Source organism: Streptomyces sp. NPDC058279, from assembly GCF_042881255.1.
Classification (GTDB): domain Bacteria; phylum Actinomycetota; class Actinomycetes; order Streptomycetales; family Streptomycetaceae; genus Streptomyces.
Map to the genome: position 1 here is coordinate 1 of NZ_JBHVYA010000011.1, position 19,592 is coordinate 19,592.

Annotated in this window: 17 protein-coding genes; 10 read left to right on the forward strand and 7 right to left on the reverse strand. The window is 72.1% G+C overall.

Annotated features, from left to right (window positions below; genetic code table 11):
• Positions 1-82 precede the first annotated feature (82 nt).
• From ACFVXJ_RS21015 to ACFVXJ_RS21035, 5 genes are read right to left on the reverse strand one after another with little or no spacing between them, the layout of a single operon-like run.
• Positions 83-1,030: a tyrosine-protein phosphatase gene (locus tag ACFVXJ_RS21015; RefSeq protein ID WP_389663626.1), complete on the reverse strand. Its 948-nt coding sequence runs from the start codon at positions 1,028-1,030 to the stop codon at positions 83-85.
• Positions 1,031-1,061: 31 nt separating this feature from the next.
• Entirely contained in the window at positions 1,062-2,129 is a 1,068-nt protein-coding gene (locus ACFVXJ_RS21020) for an NAD(P)H-dependent flavin oxidoreductase (protein WP_389663628.1), read from the reverse strand.
• A 4-nt stretch (positions 2,130-2,133) separates the two neighbouring features.
• Positions 2,134-2,865: a CoA-transferase subunit beta gene (locus ACFVXJ_RS21025; RefSeq protein WP_389663630.1), complete on the reverse strand. Its 732-nt coding sequence runs from the start codon at positions 2,863-2,865 to the stop codon at positions 2,134-2,136.
• Positions 2,862-3,716: a CoA transferase subunit A gene (locus tag ACFVXJ_RS21030; RefSeq protein ID WP_389663632.1), complete on the reverse strand. Its 855-nt coding sequence runs from the start codon at positions 3,714-3,716 to the stop codon at positions 2,862-2,864. Before ACFVXJ_RS21030 ends, ACFVXJ_RS21025 begins: the two co-directional genes overlap by 4 nt.
• Positions 3,713-4,462: an enoyl-CoA hydratase family protein gene (locus ACFVXJ_RS21035; protein ID WP_389663634.1), complete on the reverse strand. Its 750-nt coding sequence runs from the start codon at positions 4,460-4,462 to the stop codon at positions 3,713-3,715. The genes ACFVXJ_RS21030 and ACFVXJ_RS21035 overlap by 4 nt, the downstream gene beginning before the upstream one ends.
• A gap of 56 nt (positions 4,463-4,518) precedes the next feature.
• Between ACFVXJ_RS21035 and ACFVXJ_RS21040 the strand changes: the two genes are divergently transcribed.
• The 3 genes from ACFVXJ_RS21040 (at position 4,519) to ACFVXJ_RS21050 (ending at position 7,249) form a co-directional block, all read left to right on the forward strand.
• Positions 4,519-5,307 (forward strand): SDR family oxidoreductase, encoded by a 789-nt coding sequence (locus ACFVXJ_RS21040; RefSeq protein WP_389663636.1) that lies wholly within the window; start codon positions 4,519-4,521, stop codon positions 5,305-5,307.
• Position 5,308: 1 nt separating this feature from the next.
• The gene (locus tag ACFVXJ_RS21045) at positions 5,309-6,220 is read left to right on the forward strand and encodes an SDR family oxidoreductase (protein ID WP_389663638.1); all 912 of its coding nucleotides are present in this window, start codon (positions 5,309-5,311) and stop codon (positions 6,218-6,220) included.
• Between the two features lie 174 nt (positions 6,221-6,394).
• Complete coding sequence (locus ACFVXJ_RS21050; protein ID WP_389663640.1) at positions 6,395-7,249, forward strand: alpha/beta fold hydrolase; 855 nt, start codon at positions 6,395-6,397, stop codon at positions 7,247-7,249.
• Positions 7,250-7,284: 35 nt separating this feature from the next.
• On the opposite strand, the gene ACFVXJ_RS21055 is transcribed toward ACFVXJ_RS21050, so the two are convergent.
• Positions 7,285-8,175 (reverse strand): hypothetical protein, encoded by an 891-nt coding sequence (locus ACFVXJ_RS21055; RefSeq protein WP_389663642.1) that lies wholly within the window; start codon positions 8,173-8,175, stop codon positions 7,285-7,287.
• 120 nt (positions 8,176-8,295) lie between these two features.
• Between ACFVXJ_RS21055 and ACFVXJ_RS21060 the strand changes: the two genes are divergently transcribed.
• The 5 genes from ACFVXJ_RS21060 to ACFVXJ_RS21080 all read left to right on the forward strand — a co-directional run bounded on the left by ACFVXJ_RS21060 (position 8,296) and on the right by ACFVXJ_RS21080 (position 15,316).
• Complete coding sequence (locus tag ACFVXJ_RS21060) at positions 8,296-9,114, forward strand: serine protease (protein ID WP_389663644.1); 819 nt, start codon at positions 8,296-8,298, stop codon at positions 9,112-9,114.
• Positions 9,115-9,358: 244 nt separating this feature from the next.
• Positions 9,359-9,691 carry a chorismate mutase gene (locus ACFVXJ_RS21065; RefSeq protein ID WP_389663646.1) on the forward strand — a complete coding sequence of 111 codons (333 nt, stop codon included), beginning with the start codon at positions 9,359-9,361 and terminating at the stop codon, positions 9,689-9,691.
• Positions 9,692-9,723: 32 nt separating this feature from the next.
• Positions 9,724-12,252 carry an aminopeptidase N gene (gene pepN / locus ACFVXJ_RS21070; RefSeq protein ID WP_389663647.1) on the forward strand — a complete coding sequence of 843 codons (2,529 nt, stop codon included), beginning with the start codon at positions 9,724-9,726 and terminating at the stop codon, positions 12,250-12,252.
• 174 nt (positions 12,253-12,426) lie between these two features.
• Positions 12,427-13,821, forward strand: coding sequence for a pyridoxal phosphate-dependent decarboxylase family protein (locus tag ACFVXJ_RS21075; protein ID WP_389663649.1), 1,395 nt, complete (start codon positions 12,427-12,429; stop codon positions 13,819-13,821).
• 85 nt (positions 13,822-13,906) lie between these two features.
• Positions 13,907-15,316: a lysine N(6)-hydroxylase/L-ornithine N(5)-oxygenase family protein gene (locus ACFVXJ_RS21080; RefSeq protein WP_389663650.1), complete on the forward strand. Its 1,410-nt coding sequence runs from the start codon at positions 13,907-13,909 to the stop codon at positions 15,314-15,316.
• A gap of 22 nt (positions 15,317-15,338) precedes the next feature.
• Here the strand turns inward: ACFVXJ_RS21080 and ACFVXJ_RS21085 are convergent, their stop codons facing one another.
• Positions 15,339-17,153 carry a bifunctional metallophosphatase/5'-nucleotidase gene (locus ACFVXJ_RS21085; RefSeq protein WP_389663652.1) on the reverse strand — a complete coding sequence of 605 codons (1,815 nt, stop codon included), beginning with the start codon at positions 17,151-17,153 and terminating at the stop codon, positions 15,339-15,341.
• Between the two features lie 128 nt (positions 17,154-17,281).
• Here ACFVXJ_RS21085 and ACFVXJ_RS21090 point away from each other — a divergent pair, with 128 nt between their 5' ends.
• Positions 17,282-17,986 carry an SIMPL domain-containing protein gene (locus ACFVXJ_RS21090; protein ID WP_389663654.1) on the forward strand — a complete coding sequence of 235 codons (705 nt, stop codon included), beginning with the start codon at positions 17,282-17,284 and terminating at the stop codon, positions 17,984-17,986.
• A gap of 156 nt (positions 17,987-18,142) precedes the next feature.
• Positions 18,143-19,570, forward strand: a complete 1,428-nt coding sequence (gene pyk / locus ACFVXJ_RS21095; RefSeq protein WP_389663656.1) for a pyruvate kinase — start codon at positions 18,143-18,145, stop codon at positions 19,568-19,570.
• Positions 19,571-19,592 lie beyond the last annotated feature (22 nt).

Consider the following 19,592-nt stretch of genomic DNA (forward strand, 5'->3'; position numbering starts at 1 on the left):
GCCGCGTCGGCGGACCGGGCCAGGCCCGCCGCCGCTCGGCCGTTTCCGCAACCGGCGTTTTTCACCGCCGTTCCGACAGGGTCTACGACCTGACCAGCCTGGCCCGCAGCTTCGCCAGGGTTCGCAGATCCAGGCCGAGGCCGTCCGTCAGGTAGCCGTAGAAGCCGCCGTAGTCCGCCGCCATCCGGGCGGTCGCGGCGTCCAGGTAGTCCTGGCGGACCTCCTGGAGCGGGATCAGCAGGTCCGGGTTCTGCATCCGGCCCGACTGCTTGAGCGCCGCCCGCAGTTGCGCGTCGTAGGCCGCGCGGTAGGTGTTCGAGGCCAGGTGGTCCTGTCCGGCGGTGGTCTCGGGGACGCCCAGCGCGCGCAGCAGGACGTAACTCGTCCAGCCCGTCCGGTCCTTGCCCGATGTGCAGTGGTAGAGCAACGGGCCCTGGCCGTCCGCGATCTCCCGCAGTGTCGCCGCGAACTGCGCCCGGTTCTCGGGGCTGGTCACGAAGGTGCGGTAGATGTCGCGCATGTACGCCTCGGCGCGACCGCCGCCGAGCATCTGCTCCTGCTTGGCGGGGTCGCCGCTGGAGATGGCGGTGAGCAGGGTCGCGTAGAGACCGAGATCGCTGACCGGGCGCGAGGTGGGAGTGAGCCCCGCGGGCAGCCGGTCGGCGCCGTCGTACTGGACCTCCGTCGGGATGCGGAAGTCGACGGCCTTCGTGAGGCCCAGACCGGCGACGGTGGTGACGTCGGCGGCGGTCAGCTTGCTCAGCGCGTCGGAACGGTAGACCAGCCCCTGGCGGACCTGCCCGCCGGAGTAGGTGCGGTAGCCGCCCAGGTCGCGGAAGTTGACCGCGCCCTGGAGGGGAATCCGACGGATCGTCTCCGCCGCGCCGGCGGAGGTCTGCCGGTGCGCGGGACGGACGGGCGCCGGCGCCGCGGAGGCGGTCGCGGTCGCGGTGGCGGTGGCGGACACGGTGGTGACGGCGAGGGCGGAAGCGAGGACCACCGTCGCCAGGCGGATACGGGCACGGCTCATCAGGGCGGCTCCTGGGAGGAGGGGAAGGGGGTCACCCCGGTGCGGGCGGGGCGTCGGACGCGTGCAGTCGTACGAGTGCGCTCTGCGCCTCGGCCATGACCCGGCCGACGAGCTCCGCACAGGACGGGAGGTCCTCGATCACCCCCGCGACCTGCCCGGATGCCATGACGCCGAGGTCCGTACGGCCCTCGACCATGGACGCCTTGAGGAGCATCGGGGTGTTCGCGGCGAGCAGGACCTGGCTCCAGGACAGGTCCTTGCCGTGTTTCATCGCCAGCCCGTCCCGGACCATCCGCGACCAGGACAGACCCGACAGCTTCCGGAAACCGGCCGCGTGCCGCACCGCCCGGACCAACGCCCGCGCGCGGCCCGCCCGCTCCAGCGAGGCGACCAGCTCACTGCGCAGCATCCGGTGCGGCAGCCCGTCCACGGCCGTCGTGACGGTGACGTCCCTGACGCCCGCCTTGAGGTACTCGGCCTTGACCGCGTCCGGGACGGTCGAATCGGAGGTCAACAGGAAGCGGGTGCCCATCGCGATGCCCGCCGCCCCGTACGCGAGCGCCGCCACCAACCCCCGCCCGTCGTGGAAACCGCCCGCCGCGACCACCGGGATGTCCACGGCGTCGACCACCTGCGGCAGCAGGACGCTCGTGGCCACCTCGCCCGTGTGCCCGCCGCCCTCACCACCCTGCACGATCACCGCGTCCGCGCCCCACGCCGCGACCTTCTCCGCGTGCCGGCGGGCCCCGACCGACGGGACGACCACCACCCCCGCGTCCTTGAGCCGCGCGATCAGCTCCCGGGACGGCGCGAGCGCGAACGACGCGACCCGCACCCCCTCGTCGATGATCAGCCGGGCCCGCTCGGCGGCGTCACCCGCGTCGCCGCGCAGATTCACCCCGAACGGCGCCTCCGTACGGGACTTCACCTCGTGCACCGCCGCCCGCAGCTGGTCCACCGTCATCGTCGCCGACGCCAGGATGCCCAGGGCGCCCGCGTTCGCCGCCGCCGACACCAGCCGCGGACCGGCCACCCAGCCCATGCCCGTCTGCACGATCGGGTACCGGACCCCGACCAGCCTGGTCAATGCCGTCTCCATCGCGTCAGACCCGCACTTCCCGCTCGCGCGACCCCTCGGGGTCGATCACCTCGCGGATCAGGCGCAGCTCCTCGGCGCTCGGCTCCCGCGTGTACGGGACGTCCTCGGTCACCACGAGAGCGAAACCGGTGGCGGCCCGCACCTGTTCGACGGTGACCCCCGGGTGCAGGGAGGCCAGGCGCATCGAGCGGTCGGGCGTCTCGAAGTCGAAGACGCCGAGATCGCTGACCACCCGCGGCAGCCGGTGGAAGCGGGTCACCCCGGCGGCCCGCGCCCGGTCGTGCCCCACGCCGCTGACCATGTCGACGCGCTCCACGAAGACCCGCGGCGAATGCCGGGGGATCCAGTAACTCACCGGATTGTTGAGGGTGTTGACCGGAGCGCCACGCACCCCCAGGAGCTGACGGGTGGGCCGCTCCCAGTTCCCGACACAGGAGATGTTCTGGTTGCCGTACCGGTCGATCTGGCTCGCACCCATCATCACGTGCCGCCGGCCGCCGGTGACCATGGCGAGGTGACGGCGGTACGGGAGCCAGCCCTCCACCGTGCCGTCGAGCCCGACGAGCATCGCCTCGCCGTCGGTCAGGAGCAGGTCCGGGCTGAAGGTCCGCTTCGCGAGCCGCGCGCCGACGGACGGCACCAGCCCCATGGGGCTGGCCAGGACCTCGCCGTCGCCGCGCCAGGCCTCGGCGCAGGCGATCACACAGTATTCGGCGCGGGTCGGCTCACTGGTCACCGCTGCTGCTCCTCGTGCCAGGCCGCGACGGCCGACTGGTAGGCGTGCTCGTCCCGCCCGGACAGGAAGCGGGCGGCGAACTCGGGCCACGGGGTGGCCGCGTACAGCTTCTGGAACGGCTCGTCGCGCCCGTAGTCGGGGACACAGGACGTGAAGTGCGCCCCGTGGGGGGTCTCCACGACGCCGGTGACGCTGTGGCGGCTGACGAGCAGGGACTGCGGGGGGCCGGCCTTGGCGAGGTCGGCGCTTTCCACGAGCTGCTCGCAGGAGACGTAGGCGGCGTCGGCGGCCTCGCAGAACAGGTCGTCGAAGTACGGGTCGGGCCCCAGGTACCGCGCGTTGCCGAGGCGGTCGGCGCGGTTCAGGTGGACCAGGGCCGCGTCCATGCGCAGGGCGGGGACGGCGACGAACTCCTCGCCGTCGGCGTAGGGGGAGGTGACGGTCCGCAGCTCGGGGTTGACGCGCATCACGTCGGAGCCGAGGCCGGCGCGGACGGGCAGGAACGGCAGCCGGTTCGCGGCGGCGTGCAGACCCCACATGAACATGGCCTCGTCCAGCTCGGTCAGGGCGAACGCGCCCCGCTCCCGGGCGGCCCGGAAATGCGGCTCCAGCGGGATCGAGTCGAGGGTGGCGAACGGCGCGACGAGCCGGCGGATCCGCCCGGCGGCCGCCAGCAGCCCGACGTCCGGGCCGCCGTACGAGACGACGGTGAGATCGGTGATCTCGGAGCGGAGCAGCGCCCGCACCAGCGCCATGGGCTTGCGCCGCGATCCCCAGCCGCCGATGCCGAGCGTCATCCCGCTGCGCAGCCGCCCCACCACCTCCTCGGCGGTCATCGACTTGTCGGTCATGCGCCTGGCTCCTTCCCGAAGGAGTCGCGGACCCGGTCGGCGACCCCGCTGAGATTTGCCTCGAAGGTGAACCCCTGCTCGAAGCGGTAGCTGCGCCGCACGTCGACGGGATCGATGCCGTTGATGGCCGCCTTCGCCAACCGGATCAGCGAACCGTCCTTGCGCGCGATCTCCGCCGCCAGCTCCAGGGCGGCGCCGCGGACCTCCGCGCGCGGGACCACCCTCCACACCGAGCCGTGCGCGTGCAGCTCGGCCGCCGTCGCCGTACGGGAGGTGTAGTACAGGGCCCGCATCAGGTGCTGGGGAACCAGCCGGGCCAGGTGCGTGGCGGCGCCGAGCGCGCCCCGGTCCAGCTCGGGAAGACCGAAGGCGGCGTCGTCGGAGGCCACGATCGCATCGGCGTTCCCCGCCAGACCGATCCCGCCGCCGAGGCAGAAGCCGTGGACGGCGGCCACCACCGGCACCTCGCACTCGTACACGGCGGCGAACGCCTCGTAGCAGCCGCGGTTGGCACCCAGCAGGGCGCCGTGACCGCTGTCGCGCTGCAGCTCCTTGATGTCGACGCCGGCGTTGAAGCCCCGGCCCTCGGCGGCGAGGACGACGCAGCGCACGGCGGGGTCGCGGCCCGTGGCGCGCAGGGCGTCGGCGAGGGCGTACCAGCCGCTCACCGGGAGCGCGTTGACGGGCGGGAAGTCGACGGTGACCAGGGCGATGCCCCGGTCCGGGACGGCGGTGGAGACACCCATGGGCGGATCAGCTACCTTTCCACCAAACATTTGTTAGGTGAGGAAGGTAGCAGCCGATGGAGCTCAAGGGGAGGGTGGTCGTCGTCACCGGCGGAACCCGGGGCGTCGGCGCGGGCATCGCGCGTGCGTTCCTCGCGGCGGGCGCCCGGGTCGTCGTCTGCGCGCGCCGGCCACCGGACCGACCGGTCGAGGAGGACGGCCGCCGGGCCTCCTTCATCCCGCTGGACCTGCGCGAGACGGGCGCCGTGCACGGGGTCTTCGAGGAGGTCGCGCAGCGGTACGGGCGGCTGGACTGCCTGGTCAACAACGCGGGCGGCACCCCGTACCGGCGGCTGGGGGCGGCGGAGGAGGAGGGGGAGCGGGAGGCGGAGGCGGCGCGGCACGTCCGCGTCGTCGAGCTGAACCTCCTCGCGCCGATGGCGGCCTCGCTGGCCGCCTACCCGTGGCTGCGGGCCTCCCGCGGCTCGGTCGTGATGATCGGCAGCGTGAGCGGCACCCGGCCCTCGCCGGGCACGGCCGCCTACGGCGCCGCGAAGGCGGGACTGGAGCACCTGGCCCGCTCCATGGCCGTCGAATGGGCGCCCGAGGTACGGGTGAACACGCTGGTCCCGGGCATGGTGCGGACCGAACTCGCGCACCTGCACTACGGGGACGCGGCGGGCGTCGAGGCGGTCGCCGCGACCGTCCCGCTGGGGCGGCTCGCGGAGCCCTCCGACATCGGCGCGGCGGCGGTGTTCCTGGCCTCCGACCGGGCGGCGTACGTGAGCGGGGCGAGCCTGCTCGTGCACGGCGGCGGGGAGCGGCCCGCCTTTCTGGCCGCGGCAACCACCAACAAGGAGAGCTGACATGGGACTTGCCGAGGGACGCGTGGTCATCGTGACGGGCGCCGGGCGGGGACTGGGCCGGGCCCACGCGCTGGCCTTCGCGGAGCAGGGGGCGCGGGTCGTGGTCAACGACCTCGGCGTGGGACCGGACGGGCTGCCCGGCCCGGACGGCCCGGCCGCCCGCGTCGTGGCGGAGATCGAGGCAGGGGGAGGGCAGGCCGTCGCGCACGGCGGGGACATCGCCACGGGTGAGGGCGCCGCCTCCCTGGTGGAGTGCGCCCTCGCGGCGTTCGGGCGCCTCGACACACTGGTCAACAACGCCGGGTTCCTCCGGGACCGGATGCTGGTGAACCTGGACGAGGACGACTGGGACGCGGTGGTCCGCGTCCACCTCAAGGGGCACTTCCTGCCGCTCAAGCACGCGGCGGCCTACTGGCGGGCCGAGGCCAAGGCGGGGCGGCCGGTCGCGGCGCGGGTGGTCAACACCTCGTCCGGCGCCGGGCTGTTGGGCTCCGTCGGGCAGGGGAACTACAGCGCCGCGAAGGCGGGCGTGCTGGCGCTGACCCTGGTCGCGGCGGCGGAGACGGGCCGGTACGGCGTCCAGGTCAACGCCATCGCGCCGGCCGCGCGGACCCGGATGACGGAGCGGACCTTCGCGCAGGCGATGGCGGCGCCGGCGGCGGGCGGCTTCGACGCGATGGCCCCGGAGAACGTGTCGCCGCTGGTGGTGTGGCTGGGCTCGGACGCCTCGGCCGGGGTGACGGGGCGGGTCTTCGAGGCGGAGGGGGGCCGGATCACGGTGATGGAGGGCTGGCGGCCCGGTCCGACGGTCGAGCGCGCGGGGCGCTGGAGTCCGGCGGAGGCGGGCGAGGCGGCGGCGAAGCTGTTGGCCCGGTCGCAGGCGCCGGGAGCGGTGTACGGCGCGGGGGAGTAGGGCGCGGCGGGCGGGGTATCCGGGCAGCGGGAGCGGCCCGAACACACCCCGGGCCCGGCCCCCTGGCGAGGGGTCGGGTCCGGAAGTTTCCTGCGTGCGTTGGGATATGACTACCCGCTACGCATCCCCGCTGAACCATCTTGGGCCCGACATCCCATCGGCGATGCTGTCGTCATGCCGATTCACTCGTACGAGAACACCTCCCGCACCGCCAAGGCCGGTCCGCTCACCCTCCACTACCACGAGGCCGGCCCCGCCGACGGCCCGGCGCTCGTCCTGCTGCACGGCGGCGGCCCGGGCGCCTCCGGCTGGGGCAGCTTCGCCGCCAACCTGCCCCACTTCGCGGAGCACTTCCGCACCCTGGCCATCGACCAGCCCGGCTACGGCCGCTCCGACCTGCCCGAACCCGACCGCGACTACTTCTCCTACAGCGCCCGCGCCGTCATCGCCCTCATGGACGAACTGGCCATACCCCGGGCGCACTTCCTCGGCACCTCGCTCGGTGGCGGTGCCGCCGCCCGGATCGCCGTCGACCACCCCGAACGCGCGGCCACACTGCTGCTCAGCGCCCCCGCGGGGATCTCCCTCAGCCTCTTCTCCCCGACGCCCAGCGAGGGCCTGCGGAGGCTCATCGAGTTCGGCCGGACGCCGGAACCGACCCGCGAGCAGCTGCGGACCCTCCTCACCACCCTCGTGCACGACCCCTCGCGCGTCACCGAGGCACTCGTCGAGGAGCGCTTCGCCGAGGCCACCGAGGAGCGCGCCAGGCTCGGCAGCGCCCGGATGGCCGCCTCGTTCGCCAAGTGGCCCGAGGGCGCGCAGCTGTGGCGCGAGGCCCACCGCATCAGCTGCCCGGTGCTGCTGACCTGGGGCCGCGAGGACCGCGTCGCCCCCCTCGACGGGGCGTTCGTCGCGCTCGGGGCCATCCCCGACGCCCGGCTCCACGTCTTCCCCCGCTGCGGTCACCTGGTCCACAGCGAGGCCGCCGAGGACTTCCAGCGTCTCGCCACCGCCTTCTTCCGGCACTGACGCCCCGCGACTCCCGGCCGGCCGCGGCCCGCCGCTCAGGTGTCCACGTCGAGCTCGGTACGGCACAGGCCGCACCGAGCGGTGAAGGAGCCGCGGCCGGCCGGGAGCCGCAGCCACTGGGCGCAGACCGGGCAGGCGAAGCTCACCCGCCGCCCCGCGCCCGGGTCCTCGAAGCGGTACGGGGCCTGCGGCGCGGCCGTACCCGCCCGGCGGTCGCGGGCATAGCGGCGGCGTTCGGACCAGGGCGCGGCCGCCAGCGGGGGCCGGCGGTGGTCCCGGTCGGCGAGGGCGCGGCCGCGCACGTAGGCGTCGTAGGCGTGGGGGCCGGTGAACCAGGTGGACGGGTCCTCGCCGAGCAGCCGGCCCCGCTTGGCGAGGACGTAGCCGAACTCCTCGGGGGTGAGGTAGCCGAGCTTCTGGTGGGTGAGGGCGTCCTCGCGGTAGGCGTCGAGCAGCAGCCATCCCACCCCGAGGTAGGCGGCCGTGGTGTCGGTGAGGATCTCGTTCTCGGCGGTGGTGGGGAAGCGCAGGTCCAGGCGGTGCAGCAGGACGTGGGCCGCCTCGTGGGCCAAGGCGGCCGCCAGGTCGCGGCGGTGGGTGCGGAAGCGGTCGTTGACCTCGACGAAGTACTCGGGTCCGGCCGTCAGCTCCACGGCGGCCGCCTCGCGCATCGTCCGGAAGGCGACCACCATCCGGGCCTCGGGCAGCCGTAGCGCGCGCACCACGGCGGAGGCCACGCGGTGTGCGCCGAGGTACAGGTCGTCGTCGGGGCCGAAGGCGGCGTCGGCGGGGGCCAGGCTCGCCGCGTAGGTCAGGACGCCCTCGTAGGAGAGCCGCCGGAACAGCGCGGTGATCGCCTTGCGCACGGTGTCCAGATGCGGGAAGCCGTGGACGATCGGGCCGCCCCGCCCGCCGTCCGGCGTCATGACGGCCCGGCCGCCGCGATCACGGTGGCCCGCCGTGCGAGGTGTCCGAAAACGCGTTCTTGTCGACCCGGGGCCGCAGTTGTGTCATGGACGCGACGTGTCATGGACGCGTCACCACCCATGACGCGCACGGCCCAACCCCCCACGAAAGGCAGTGTGTCGACTGTGTCCACCCTTGCCACCCTCCTGAAGCGCACCCTGGCCGTCGGCGCGGTCGCCCTCGCGGCCATCAGCCTCCAGCCGGGCTCCGCCACCGCCTCACCGACCCCCGTCGTCGGTGGAACGAGGGCCGCACAAGGCGAGTTCCCGTTCATGGTCCGCCTCTCCATGGGCTGCGGCGGCGCCCTCTACACCCAGCAGATCGTCCTCACCGCCGCCCACTGCGTGGACGGCTCCGGTGCCAACACCTCCATCACCGCCACCGCCGGCGTCGTCGACCTCAACAGCACCGGCGCCACCAAGGTCAAGTCCACCAAGGTGCTCCAAGCCCCCGGCTACACCGGCGCCGGCAAGGACTGGGCGCTCATCAAGCTCGCCAAGCCGATCAACCTGCCCACCCTCAAGATCGCCGACACCAAGACCTACGACAACGGCACCTTCACCATCGCCGGCTGGGGCGCCGCCCGCGAAGGCGGCGGCCAGCAGCGCTACCTCCTCAAGGCCACCGTCCCCTTCGTCTCCGACGCCGCCTGCCAGAGCGCGTACGGCAACGACCTCGTCCCCACCGACGAGATATGCGCCGGCTACGACCAGGGCGGGGTCGACACCTGCCAGGGCGACTCCGGCGGCCCGATGTTCCGCCGCGACAACACCAACGCCTGGATCCAGGTCGGCATAGTCAGCTGGGGCGAGGGCTGCGCCCGGCCCGGCTACCCCGGCGTCTACACGGAGGTCTCCACCTTCGCCGCCGACATCAGGGCCGCGGCCGCGGGCCTGTGACGCCCACCTCGGCCTTCCGGCGCGCGAACCGGAAGGCCGAGGCACCCCCGGGTCACCGCCCGGCGCACGGCCCGCCGTCACCGCCCGCATCCCCGCCGTCACCGCCCGGCCCACCCGCGCCTGCCGCCCCGGCGCCCGGCCCACCCGCGCCCGCCACACTGCGCCCGCCCGTCTCACCGTCCGCCCGTCTCACTGTCCGGCCGACCAGCGGAGAAGCCGCCCGCGCCACGTATTCTCGGGAACCATGAACACCAGCGACACCGACGAGACCGGCAAGACGACCGGCGAGGACGTCACCGCCGAACTGGCCCGCCTCAGGGACAGCATCGACAACATCGACGCGGCCGTGGTCCACATGCTCGCCGAGCGCTTCAAGTGCACCCAGCAGGTCGGCCACCTCAAGGCCCGCCACCAGCTGCCCCCCGCGGACCCGGGCCGCGAGGCCAGCCAGATCGCCCGCCTGCGCCAGCTCGCCGAGAACGCCAAACTCGACCCGGCCTTCGCGGAGAAACTCCTCAACTTCATCATCGCCGAGGTCATCCGCCACCACGAGACGATCGCCGCGGGCGAAGAGTAGACCCCTGGGGCCCGGCCGCCGTATCCGGCAGCATGGGCCCCATGTCCTCCGCCCTCACGCGCGACGAAGCGCAGCTCCGAGCCCAGCTCCTCGACGTCCACCACTACGCGGTCACCCTCGACCTCACCACCGGCGACGAGACCTTCGACTCCGCGGCCGTCATCCGGTTCAGCGCCCGCACCGCCGGCGACACGTTCCTGGAACTGAAACCCGACGAACTGCGCTCCGTCGAACTCGACGGCCGGCCCCTCGACCCCGCCGACCTCGACGGCAACCGCCTCCCCCTCACCGGCCTCGCCGAAGGCCCCCACGAACTCCGCGTCGACACCCGCATGCGCTACTCCCGCACCGGCGAGGGCCTGCACCGCTTCACCGACCCCGAGGACGGGGAGACGTACGTCTACACCCAGATGTTCATGGACGACGTCCAACGCGTCTTCCCCGCCTTCGACCAGCCCGACCTCAAAGCCGTCTTCGAGTTCACCGTCACCGCCCCCTCCCACTGGTACGTCCTCGCCAACGGCATCACCACCCGCACCGGCGACCGCGACACAGACGACGCCGGGATCTGGACCTCCGCCCCCACCCCCGTCATCTCCACCTACCTCGCCGCCGTCGCCGCCGGCCCCTGGCACAGCGTCCGCACCGACCACGCCGGACTGCCCTTCGCCCTCCACTGCCGCCGCTCCCTGGCCCGCTACCTCGACGCCGACGCCGAGGAGATCCTCTCCGTCACCAAGGACTGCTTCGACCGCTACCACGAGAAGTTCGCCGAGCCCTACCCCTTCGACTCCTACGACCAGGCATTCGTCCCCGAATTCAACGCGGGCGCCATGGAGAACCCCGGCCTCGTCACCTTCCGCGACGAATTCGTCTTCCGCTCCGCCGTCACCGACACCGAACGCCAACGCCGCGCCATGGTCATCGCCCACGAAATGGCCCACATGTGGTTCGGCGACCTCGTCACCCTGCGCTGGTGGGACGACATCTGGCTGAACGAGTCCTTCGCCGAGTACATGGGCTACCAGACCCTCGTCGAAGCCACCCGCTTCACCGGCACGTGGACCGAGTTCGCCATGGAACGCAAACCCTGGGGCTACGACGCCGACCAGCGGCCCTCCACCCACCCCGTCGCCCCCGACGCCGTCCCCGACACCGCCTCCGCCCTCCTCAACTTCGACGGCATCTCCTACGCCAAGGGCGCCTCCGCACTACGCCAACTCGTCGCCTGGCTCGGCGAGAAGGACTTCCTCGCCGGCATCAACACCCACTTCACCCGCCACAAGTTCGCCAACGCCTCACTCGCCGACTTCGTCGACTCCCTCGCCGCCCACACCGAACGCGACGTCCACGCCTGGGCCGACGTCTGGCTGCGCACCACCGGCGTCGACACCCTCACCCCCCGCGTCGAGGACCCCGACACCGACCAGGGACCCGCCGGCTGGACCCTCACCGTCGACCACCACGGCAGCCGCCCCCACCACATCGGCGTCGGCCTCTACGACCGCGTCCCCGGCCGCCGCGACCTCCAACCGCGCGAACGCCTCGACCTCGACGTCCCCACCGACGAGGTCCTCTCCGTCAGCGGCCCCCGCCCCGCCCTCATCCTCCTCAACGACGGCGACCTCGGCTACGCCAAGATCCGCCTCGACGCCGACTCCCTCGAAACCGCCCTGCGCGCCCTGTCCTCCCTCCCCGACCCCCTCACCCGCGCCGTCGTCTGGAACGCGCTGCGCGACATGGTCCGCGACGGCGAACTCGAACCCGAGGCGTACCTGGAGACCGCCCGCGCACACCTGCCCGACGAACCGGACCTGGCCGTCGTCCAAGGCGTCCTCACCTTCGCCCGGACCCACATCGCCGCCCGCTACATCGCCCCCGACCGCCGCACCGCCGCCCTCGCCACCCTCACCGACACCGCCCGCGCCCTGCTGCGCCGCACCGAGGACGGCTCCGACCCCGGCCTGCGCCTGGCCGCCGTACGCGCCCACATCGACAGCGCCACCCAACCCGACACCCTCGCCGGCTGGCTGGCCGACGGCACCGTCCCCGGCGGCCCCGAACTCGACCCCGAACTGCGCTGGCGCATCCTCGCCCGGCTCAGCGTCCTCGGCGCCGTCGGCGACGCCGAGATCACCGCCGCCCTCGCCGCCGACCCCACCGCCACCGGAGCGGAAGGCGCTGCCCGCTGCCGCGCCGCACTGCCCGCCGCCGAGGCCAAGGAAGCCGCCTGGAACCGGCTCTTCCACGACGACACCCTGTCCAACTACCTGTTCAAAGCCACCGCCCAAGGCTTCTGGCAGCCCGAACAGGCCGACCTCCTCCAGGACTACGTCCCGCGCTACTATCCCGCCGCCATCGCCGTCGCCGCCCGCCGCGGACCCGCCATCGGCGACGCCGCCGGCCGCTGGGCGTTCCCCGCCCACGCCGTCGACGCCGACAACCTGCGGGCCGGGCGGGCCTGCCTCGAAGACCCCGAACTCATCCCGCTGCTGCGACGCAAACTCGTCGACGAACTCGACGACCTCGCCCGCGCCCTGCGCGTACGCACCGCCGACTGACCCCGACACCGCCACCCCGCACGGACCGGGCCCACCACCGGTCGAACACCGGCCGTACACCCCACCCGTGCGGGGCGATCGGACAAACCCCGGCGGTTACCCCATTCGGGTCTGATCGTTGTGCTGGGCGGGGACCAGGCCGTCCCCGCCCCGCCCCCGCGTAAGGACACCCGGATGACCAGCCCGCCCGGCACCCCGCCGCCCCTGCCCCCGCTCGCCGGCGGCCCCGGCGGCGCCGACGCCCTGCGGCCCCTGCTCGACACCGTCCTCGACGCCCTGCGCACCGGAGCCGAAACCCGCGACGGACCCCTCCCGGCCGGCGGACCCGAAGCCGTCACCGCCCACGTCCGAGCCGCACTGGGCGACGTACTGCCCGCCCACGGCACCGGCGACCACGAAGCCCTGCGCACCCTCGTCCACACCCTCACCGCCGGCGCCGCCGACCCCGCCGACCCCCTGTGCGCGGCCCACCTGCACTGCCCGCCGCTGGCCGTCGCCGCCGCCGCCGACCTCGCCGCCTCCGCGCTCAACCCCTCCCTCGACTCCTGGGACCAGGCCCCCGCCGCCTCCGCCCTCGAAGCGCTCCTCACCCGCACCCTCGCCGCCGAGTTCTACGACACCCCCCACGCCGACGCCCTCGTCACCACCGGCGGCACCGAAGCCAACCAACTCGCCCTCCTCCTGGCCCGCGAACGCCACGGACCCCGCCTCACCGTCCTCCACGGAGCCAACGCCCACCACTCCATCCCCCGCTCCGCATGGCTCCTCGGACTACCCCCCACCCGCGCCCTGCCCACCCCCACCGGAACACTCGACCCCGACCGCCTCGCCGAAGCCCTCACCCGCACCACCGGCCCCGTCCTCGTCACCGCCACCGCGGGCACCACCGACGCCGGCCTCATCGACCCCCTCGGCCCCCTCGCCGACCTCTGCCACCACCACGGCGCCGACCTCCACATCGACGCCGCCTACGGCGGCCTCCTCGCCCTCAGCCCCCGCCACCGCCCCAAGCTCGACGGAGTCTCCCGCGCCCACTCCCTCACCCTCGACCTGCACAAACTCGGCTGGCAACCCGTAGCCGCCGGACTCCTCGCCGTCCCCGACACCGCCCTGCTGGCCCCCCTCGCCCACCAGGCCGACTACCTCAACGCCACCGACGACACCGAAGCCGGCCTCCCCGACCTCCTCGGCCGCTCCCTGCGCACCACCCGCCGCCCCGACGCCCTCAAGATCGCCACCACCCTGCGCTCACTCGGTCGCGACGGCCTCGCCCACCTCATCGACCTCACCTGCGCCGCGGCCCACCGACTCGCCGAACTCCTCGACGCGCACCCCCGCTTCGAACTCCACGCACCCCCCACCATCAGCACGGTCCTCTTCCGCCCCACCCCCACGGACGACGACCGGCTCGCGACCCTGCGCCGCACCCTCCTCCTCGACGGCACCGCCGTACTCGGCCGCGCCACCGCCGACGGCAAGCTCTGGCTCAAAGCCACCCTGCTCAACCCCCACACCACCCCCCAGGACCTGCACGCCCTCATCACCCTCCTGACCCCCTCACCGCCCTGACCCGGCCCCCGCCCCCCTGACCGGCCCCCGGCCCCATGACCCGCCACCCCGACCCCGCCACCCTCCCGGAAGGCAGCACCCACCGATGACCGCGCAACCCGACGCACCCCATGACCTCGTAGGAATCGGCATCGGCCCCTTCAACCTCTCCCTCGCCGCCCTCGCCCACGGCCTCCCCCGCCAAGGCGCCGGCGAACTCGCCACCGCCTTCTACGACCAACGCCGCGACTTCCGCTGGCACCCCGGACTCCTCATCGACGGAGCCACCCTCCAAGTCCCCTTCCTCGCCGACCTCGTCACCCTCGCCGACCCCACCAGCCCCTGGACCTTCCTCAACTACCTCCGACACAAGGAACGGCTCTTCCCCTTCTACTTCGCCGAGCAGTTCCACATCCAGCGCACCGAATACGACGCCTACTGCCGCTGGGTCGCCGACCGCCTCCCCGGACTCCACTTCGGCCACCAGGTCGACGCCGTCCGCTGGAACCCCGAACGCGACCTCTTCGAAGTCGACTTCACCCAGCTCGACGCCGACGGAGAAGCCGAAGCCCTCGGCCGCACCTACAGCCGCAACCTCGCCCTCGGCATCGGCACCGCCCCCTACGTCCCCGAACCCCTACGCCCCCTCGCCGAAGCCCCCACCGTCCCCGTCATCCACTCCTGCGACTACCTCGACCACCGCGAACGCATCCTCGGCGCCGAACACGTCACCGTCATCGGCTCAGGCCAGTCCGGAGCCGAAGTCTTCCTCGACCTGCTCCGCGCCCGCCCGGCCGGCCGCGAACGCCTCACCTGGCTCGCCCGCACCCCCGCCTTCGCCCCCATGGAGTACTCCAAGCTCGGCCTGGAACACTTCACCCCCGACTACACCCGCTACTTCCACTCCCTGCCCGAACCCGTCCGCGACCAACTCGTCCCCACCCAGTGGCAACTCCACAAGGGCATCGACACCGACACCGTCGCCGCCATCCACGAAGAGCTCTACCGCCGCACCCTCCACGGCGGCTGGCCCGACGCCGTCCTCACCCCCGGCGTCAGCGTCCGCACCGCCGGCCGCGTCGCCACCACCAAGGTCGAACTCCACCTCGAACACACCCAGCAAGGCACCCGCTCCCGCCTCACCACCGACGCCGTCGTCCTCGCCACCGGCTACCGCGAACGCCCCCTCACCAGCCTCCTCGCCGGCCTCGACCCCTACCTCCGCAAGGACTCCGCCGGCCGCCCCCGCATCGACGACCGCTACCGCATGATCCTCGACCCCAGCATCACCGGCAGCGTCTACGTCCAAAACGGCGAACGCCACACCCACGGCGTCGGAGCCCCCGACCTCGGACTCGCCGCCTGGCGCAGCGCCGCCATCCTCAACACACTCACCGGCAAAGACGCCTATCCCCAGCCCACCCGCACCGCCTTCACCACCTTCGGCCTCGACCAGCGAGAACACGCCCGCCCCCACCCCACGAGCGAACTGCTCCCGCTGGTCGAACACCCCTGACGGCAACCGGGCCAAGCGACGACTACGGGAAGACCGGCACCCCGGCCCGCGTCAACCGCCAGTCCACCGACGCGAAGGCCGCCGGGTCGATCGTCCCCTTCGCCTTCACCCACTGGATGATCGTCGTGCGGATCTCCTCCGAGTTCGACCACACCTGCTCGGCCCGCGGGACGTGCGGGAAGTTCCCCCCGCCCGACGCCCGGTAATTGTTCACCGCCAACACGAACCGCGCCGCCGGATCCAGGGCCTTCCCCCCGAACGACAACCCCGTGATCCGCGACCCCACCGGCTGCGCGATGTCGATGTCGTACGTCAACCCGTACACCGCGTCGTAGTTGTAGTCCGGGACGCCCTCGGAGTTCGTCAGCCTCGCCGGATCCACCACATCACCCGGAGCGGTACGCACGTAGTACCGCGCCGAGAACTCCAGGTAGTCCTTCACCTGCGCGCCGGTCAGCACCCGCGCCTCAAGGGTGTTCTCGAACGGGTACAGCCCCGCCGCGTCCTTGATCGTCACCCGGCCGGCCGGGATCGACGCCGTCCGTGAGAAGCACGAAGCCTGCGACAGCACCGGCAGCGAAGCCCACTGGGTACCCGCCAGAGCCGCCTTCACCGTCTCCACCTGCACATGATTGATCAGGTCGATGATCGGAACGTCCTTCACCGGACCCTCCGACGAATCCATCGCCCCCGTCGACGTCCCGATCACCTGGTTCACATACGCCACGACCTTTCGGTGCTCGTCCGACAACAACCGCGTGATCTTCGGATCCTCCACCGCCGTGTTCGAGTCCACCACCCGCGCCGCGACCTTCGCCACCGACCACCGGCCCCGCTCCCACACCAGATCGAAGTCGAACAGCGTCAGCCGCTGCCCCCACTTCAACGGCTCCGACAGCACCACGTCCTTACCGGTCGCCTTGTTCCGCACCCGGTACTCCGGGATCTCCGTGTGCGCGTGACCCACCAGGATCGCGTCGATCCCCGGCACCTGCTCCGCCACCAACCCGGCCGCGTTCTCGATGTACGGCAACTGGTCCCCGTAGCTCGACGTACCGCTCGACCCCGAATGCGCCGCCACGATCACCACGTCCGCACCCATCGAACGCAGCCTCGGCACGTACTTCGCCGCCTGCTCCTCCAGACCCGGGAACGTCATCTTCCCCGCCACGTTCGCCTTGTCCCAGATCGCGATCCCCGGGTTCGTCAACCCCAACACCGCCACCTTCACGTCCCGCCCGTGCGGAGTGCACAACCGGTGCACGCTGTACGGCGGGAACGCCGGCCGCAACGACTTCGCGTCCAACGCGTTCGCCCCCAGCAGCGGAAAACGACACTGCTCCTGGAACTTGCGCAACACCGGAATGCCGTAGTTGAACTCGTGATTGCCCAGCGCCGCCGCGTCGTACCCGATCGCGTTCATCGCCTGCGCCATCGGATGCACCGGACCCCGACGCGCCGTGATCGGATCCACCTTCGCGTAGTAGTACGCCAACTGCGTGCCCTGGATCGTGTCGCCGGCGTCGATCAACAGCGTGTTGCCACGCCCCTTGTGCGCCCGCACCTGCTCCACCAGCGTGGAGATCTTCGCCAGACCGACGTCGTTGTGCGCCTTGTCGTCGAACTCCTTGTCGGTGAAGTAGTCCCAGTTGAAGACGTTCCCGTGCAGGTCGGTCGTCCCCATCACCGTGAACGAGTACGTCCGCTGCCCGGACGACCCGCCCGCCGCGACCCCGTCCCCCGCGGCCGCCGCCGGGGCGCCCGCGGCCCCCGTCAATGCCACGGCCGCACCGGTCGCGGCCGAAGTACCCAGAAATGTCCTGCGGTCGAACGCCATGCCATCTCCCCTTTTGAGGCGTGAACAACGCGCGTAGATTCTGACCGACAGGTAACAAGGCACAACACCCCCGCCAGGTTTCGATCCGATGACCACACCCGTACGGGCGGCAGTGCGAGAGTGAAGCCATGACCCAGGACCCCACGCACCAGCCCTACGGAACCCCCGAAGTCCCCCGCGTCGCCGTCCGCGGCGAAGCCCGACTCGAAGTCGACCCCGAGATCGCCCGCATCGGCATCACCGTCAACGCCCGCGGCACCGACCGCCGCACCGCCCTCGAAGACCTCACCCGCCGCAACAACGCCGTACTCGACCTCGTCAAGAGCTACGGCGAACCCGTCGAAAAACTCGAAACCGGCGCCTTCTCCATCACCCCCGAACTCACCCGCCACGGCCGCGCCGAACGCGTCCGCGCCTACCACGGCCGCGTCCACATCACCGCCGAACTCAGCGACTTCACCACCCTCGGCGAACTCACCACCCGCCTCGCCGACCTCGAACTCACCCGCGTCGACGGCCCCTGGTGGGCCCTGCGACCCACCTCACCCGCCCACGGCCAAGCCCGCCGCCAAGCCGTACTCGAAGCCGTCCAACGCGCCCGCGAATACGCCGAAGCCCTCGGCGCCCGACTCGCCGCCCTCGTCGAACTCGCCGACCTCGGCGCCGAGAACGCCACCCCCTTCCCCGCCGCCCCCGGCTCCGGCATGCGCACCATGGCCTACGGCGCCCCCGCCGAAGACGCAGGCGCACCCCCCCTCGACCTGGAACCCCAACGCCAGACCGTCTACGCCCAAGTCAACGCCCGCTTCACCATGACCCCTCCCCAGCTCTGACCGCCCCGGAAAACCCCCTCCACGCCACCCCCGGGGGTGCTCATCGGAGCACCCCCACGCACATTCAACAAATGTCAACAACCTTTTACCCAACGGTTGTTGCCCGGTCACCCGGAACCAATTTCCTACTCCCTGGTAGGGGCATACGCTCGCTCCATGCGCCGAGCGAAAATCGTTTGCACCCTGGGGCCCGCCACCGACTCGTACGACCAGATCAAAGCCCTGGTCGAAGCCGGAATGGACATCGCCCGCTTCAACCTCAGCCACGGCACCTACGCCGAACACGAGGAGCGCTACCAGCGCGTACGCAAGGCATCCGACGAGACCGGCCGCAGCGTCGGCATCCTCGCCGACCTTCAAGGCCCGAAGATCCGACTCGGCCGCTTCCACGAAGGACCCGTACTCCTTGAACGCGGTGACGAATTCACCATCACCGTCGAAGACCACGAAGGCGACCGCCACACCTGCGGCACCACCTACAAGGGCCTCGCCGCCGACGTCACCACCGGCGAACGCATCCTCGTAGACGACGGCCGCGTCACCCTCCAGGTCACCGGCGTCGACGGCCCCCGCGTCCACACCCTCGTCATCGAAGGCGGCATGGTCTCCGACCACAAGGGACTCAACCTCCCCGGCGTCGCCGTCTCCGTCCCCGCCCTCTCCGAAAAAGACATCGACGACCTCCGCTGGGCCCTGCGCGCGGGCGCCGACATCATCGCCCTCTCCTTCGTCCGCAGCGGCCGCGACATCGAAGACGTCCACCGCGTCATGGACGAAGAAGGCCGCCGCCTCCCCGTCATCGCCAAGATCGAAAAACCCCAGGCCGTCGACAACATCGACGACATCGTCGCCGCGTTCGACGGAATCATGGTCGCCCGCGGCGACCTCGGCGTCGAAATGCCCCTCGAACAAGTCCCCATCGTCCAAAAGCGCGCCGTCAAACTCGCCAAGCGCAACGCCAAACCCGTCATCGTCGCCACCCAAATGCTCGACTCGATGATCGACAACTCCCGACCCACCCGCGCCGAAGCCTCCGACGTCGCCAACGCCATCATCGACGGAACCGACGCCGTGATGCTCTCCGGCGAAACCAGCGTCGGCAAATACCCCGTCGAAACCGTCCGCACCATGGCCCGCATCGTCGAAGCCGCCGAAGAAGACATCCTCGCCAAAGGCCTGCCACCCCTCACCGAACGCAGCAAACCCCGCACCCAAGGCGGCGCCGTCGCCCGCGCAGCCGCCGAAATGGGCGACTTCCTCGGCGCCAAGTTCCTCGTCGCCTTCACCCAGAGCGGAGACACCGTCCGCCGACTCTCCCGCTACCGCTCACCCATCCCCCTCCTCGCCTTCACCCCCGACCCCGCCACCCGCTCCCAGCTCAACCTCACCTGGGGCGTCGAAACCTTCCTCGGACCCCACGTCGACTCCACCGACGCCATGGTCGACCAAGTCGAAGAAGAACTCCTGCGGATCGGCCGCTGCGTACCCGGCGACATCGTCGTCATCACCGCCGGCTCACCCCCCGGCGTCACCGGCTCCACCAACCTCGTCCGCGTGCACCACATCGGCGACGCCGTCAGCTGACCGACCGAGCCGACAGCCCACC

Coding starts and splice junctions, on each gene's coding strand:
- ACFVXJ_RS21015 (WP_389663626.1), bottom strand. CDS start 1,030: ATGAGCCGTGCCCGTATCCGCCTGGCGACGGTGGTCCTCGCTTCCGCC.
- ACFVXJ_RS21020 (WP_389663628.1), bottom strand. CDS start 2,129: ATGGAGACGGCATTGACCAGGCTGGTCGGGGTCCGGTACCCGATCGTG.
- ACFVXJ_RS21030 (WP_389663632.1), bottom strand. CDS start 3,716: ATGACCGACAAGTCGATGACCGCCGAGGAGGTGGTGGGGCGGCTGCGC.
- ACFVXJ_RS21035 (WP_389663634.1), bottom strand. CDS start 4,462: ATGGGTGTCTCCACCGCCGTCCCGGACCGGGGCATCGCCCTGGTCACC.
- ACFVXJ_RS21040 (WP_389663636.1), top strand. CDS start 4,519: ATGGAGCTCAAGGGGAGGGTGGTCGTCGTCACCGGCGGAACCCGGGGC.
- ACFVXJ_RS21045 (WP_389663638.1), top strand. CDS start 5,309: ATGGGACTTGCCGAGGGACGCGTGGTCATCGTGACGGGCGCCGGGCGG.
- ACFVXJ_RS21050 (WP_389663640.1), top strand. CDS start 6,395: ATGCCGATTCACTCGTACGAGAACACCTCCCGCACCGCCAAGGCCGGT.
- ACFVXJ_RS21055 (WP_389663642.1), bottom strand. CDS start 8,175: ATGACGCCGGACGGCGGGCGGGGCGGCCCGATCGTCCACGGCTTCCCG.
- ACFVXJ_RS21060 (WP_389663644.1), top strand. CDS start 8,296: ATGACGCGCACGGCCCAACCCCCCACGAAAGGCAGTGTGTCGACTGTG.
- ACFVXJ_RS21065 (WP_389663646.1), top strand. CDS start 9,359: ATGAACACCAGCGACACCGACGAGACCGGCAAGACGACCGGCGAGGAC.
- pepN (WP_389663647.1), top strand. CDS start 9,724: ATGGGCCCCATGTCCTCCGCCCTCACGCGCGACGAAGCGCAGCTCCGA.
- ACFVXJ_RS21075 (WP_389663649.1), top strand. CDS start 12,427: ATGACCAGCCCGCCCGGCACCCCGCCGCCCCTGCCCCCGCTCGCCGGC.
- ACFVXJ_RS21080 (WP_389663650.1), top strand. CDS start 13,907: ATGACCGCGCAACCCGACGCACCCCATGACCTCGTAGGAATCGGCATC.
- ACFVXJ_RS21085 (WP_389663652.1), bottom strand. CDS start 17,153: ATGGCGTTCGACCGCAGGACATTTCTGGGTACTTCGGCCGCGACCGGT.
- ACFVXJ_RS21090 (WP_389663654.1), top strand. CDS start 17,282: ATGACCCAGGACCCCACGCACCAGCCCTACGGAACCCCCGAAGTCCCC.
- pyk (WP_389663656.1), top strand. CDS start 18,143: ATGCGCCGAGCGAAAATCGTTTGCACCCTGGGGCCCGCCACCGACTCG.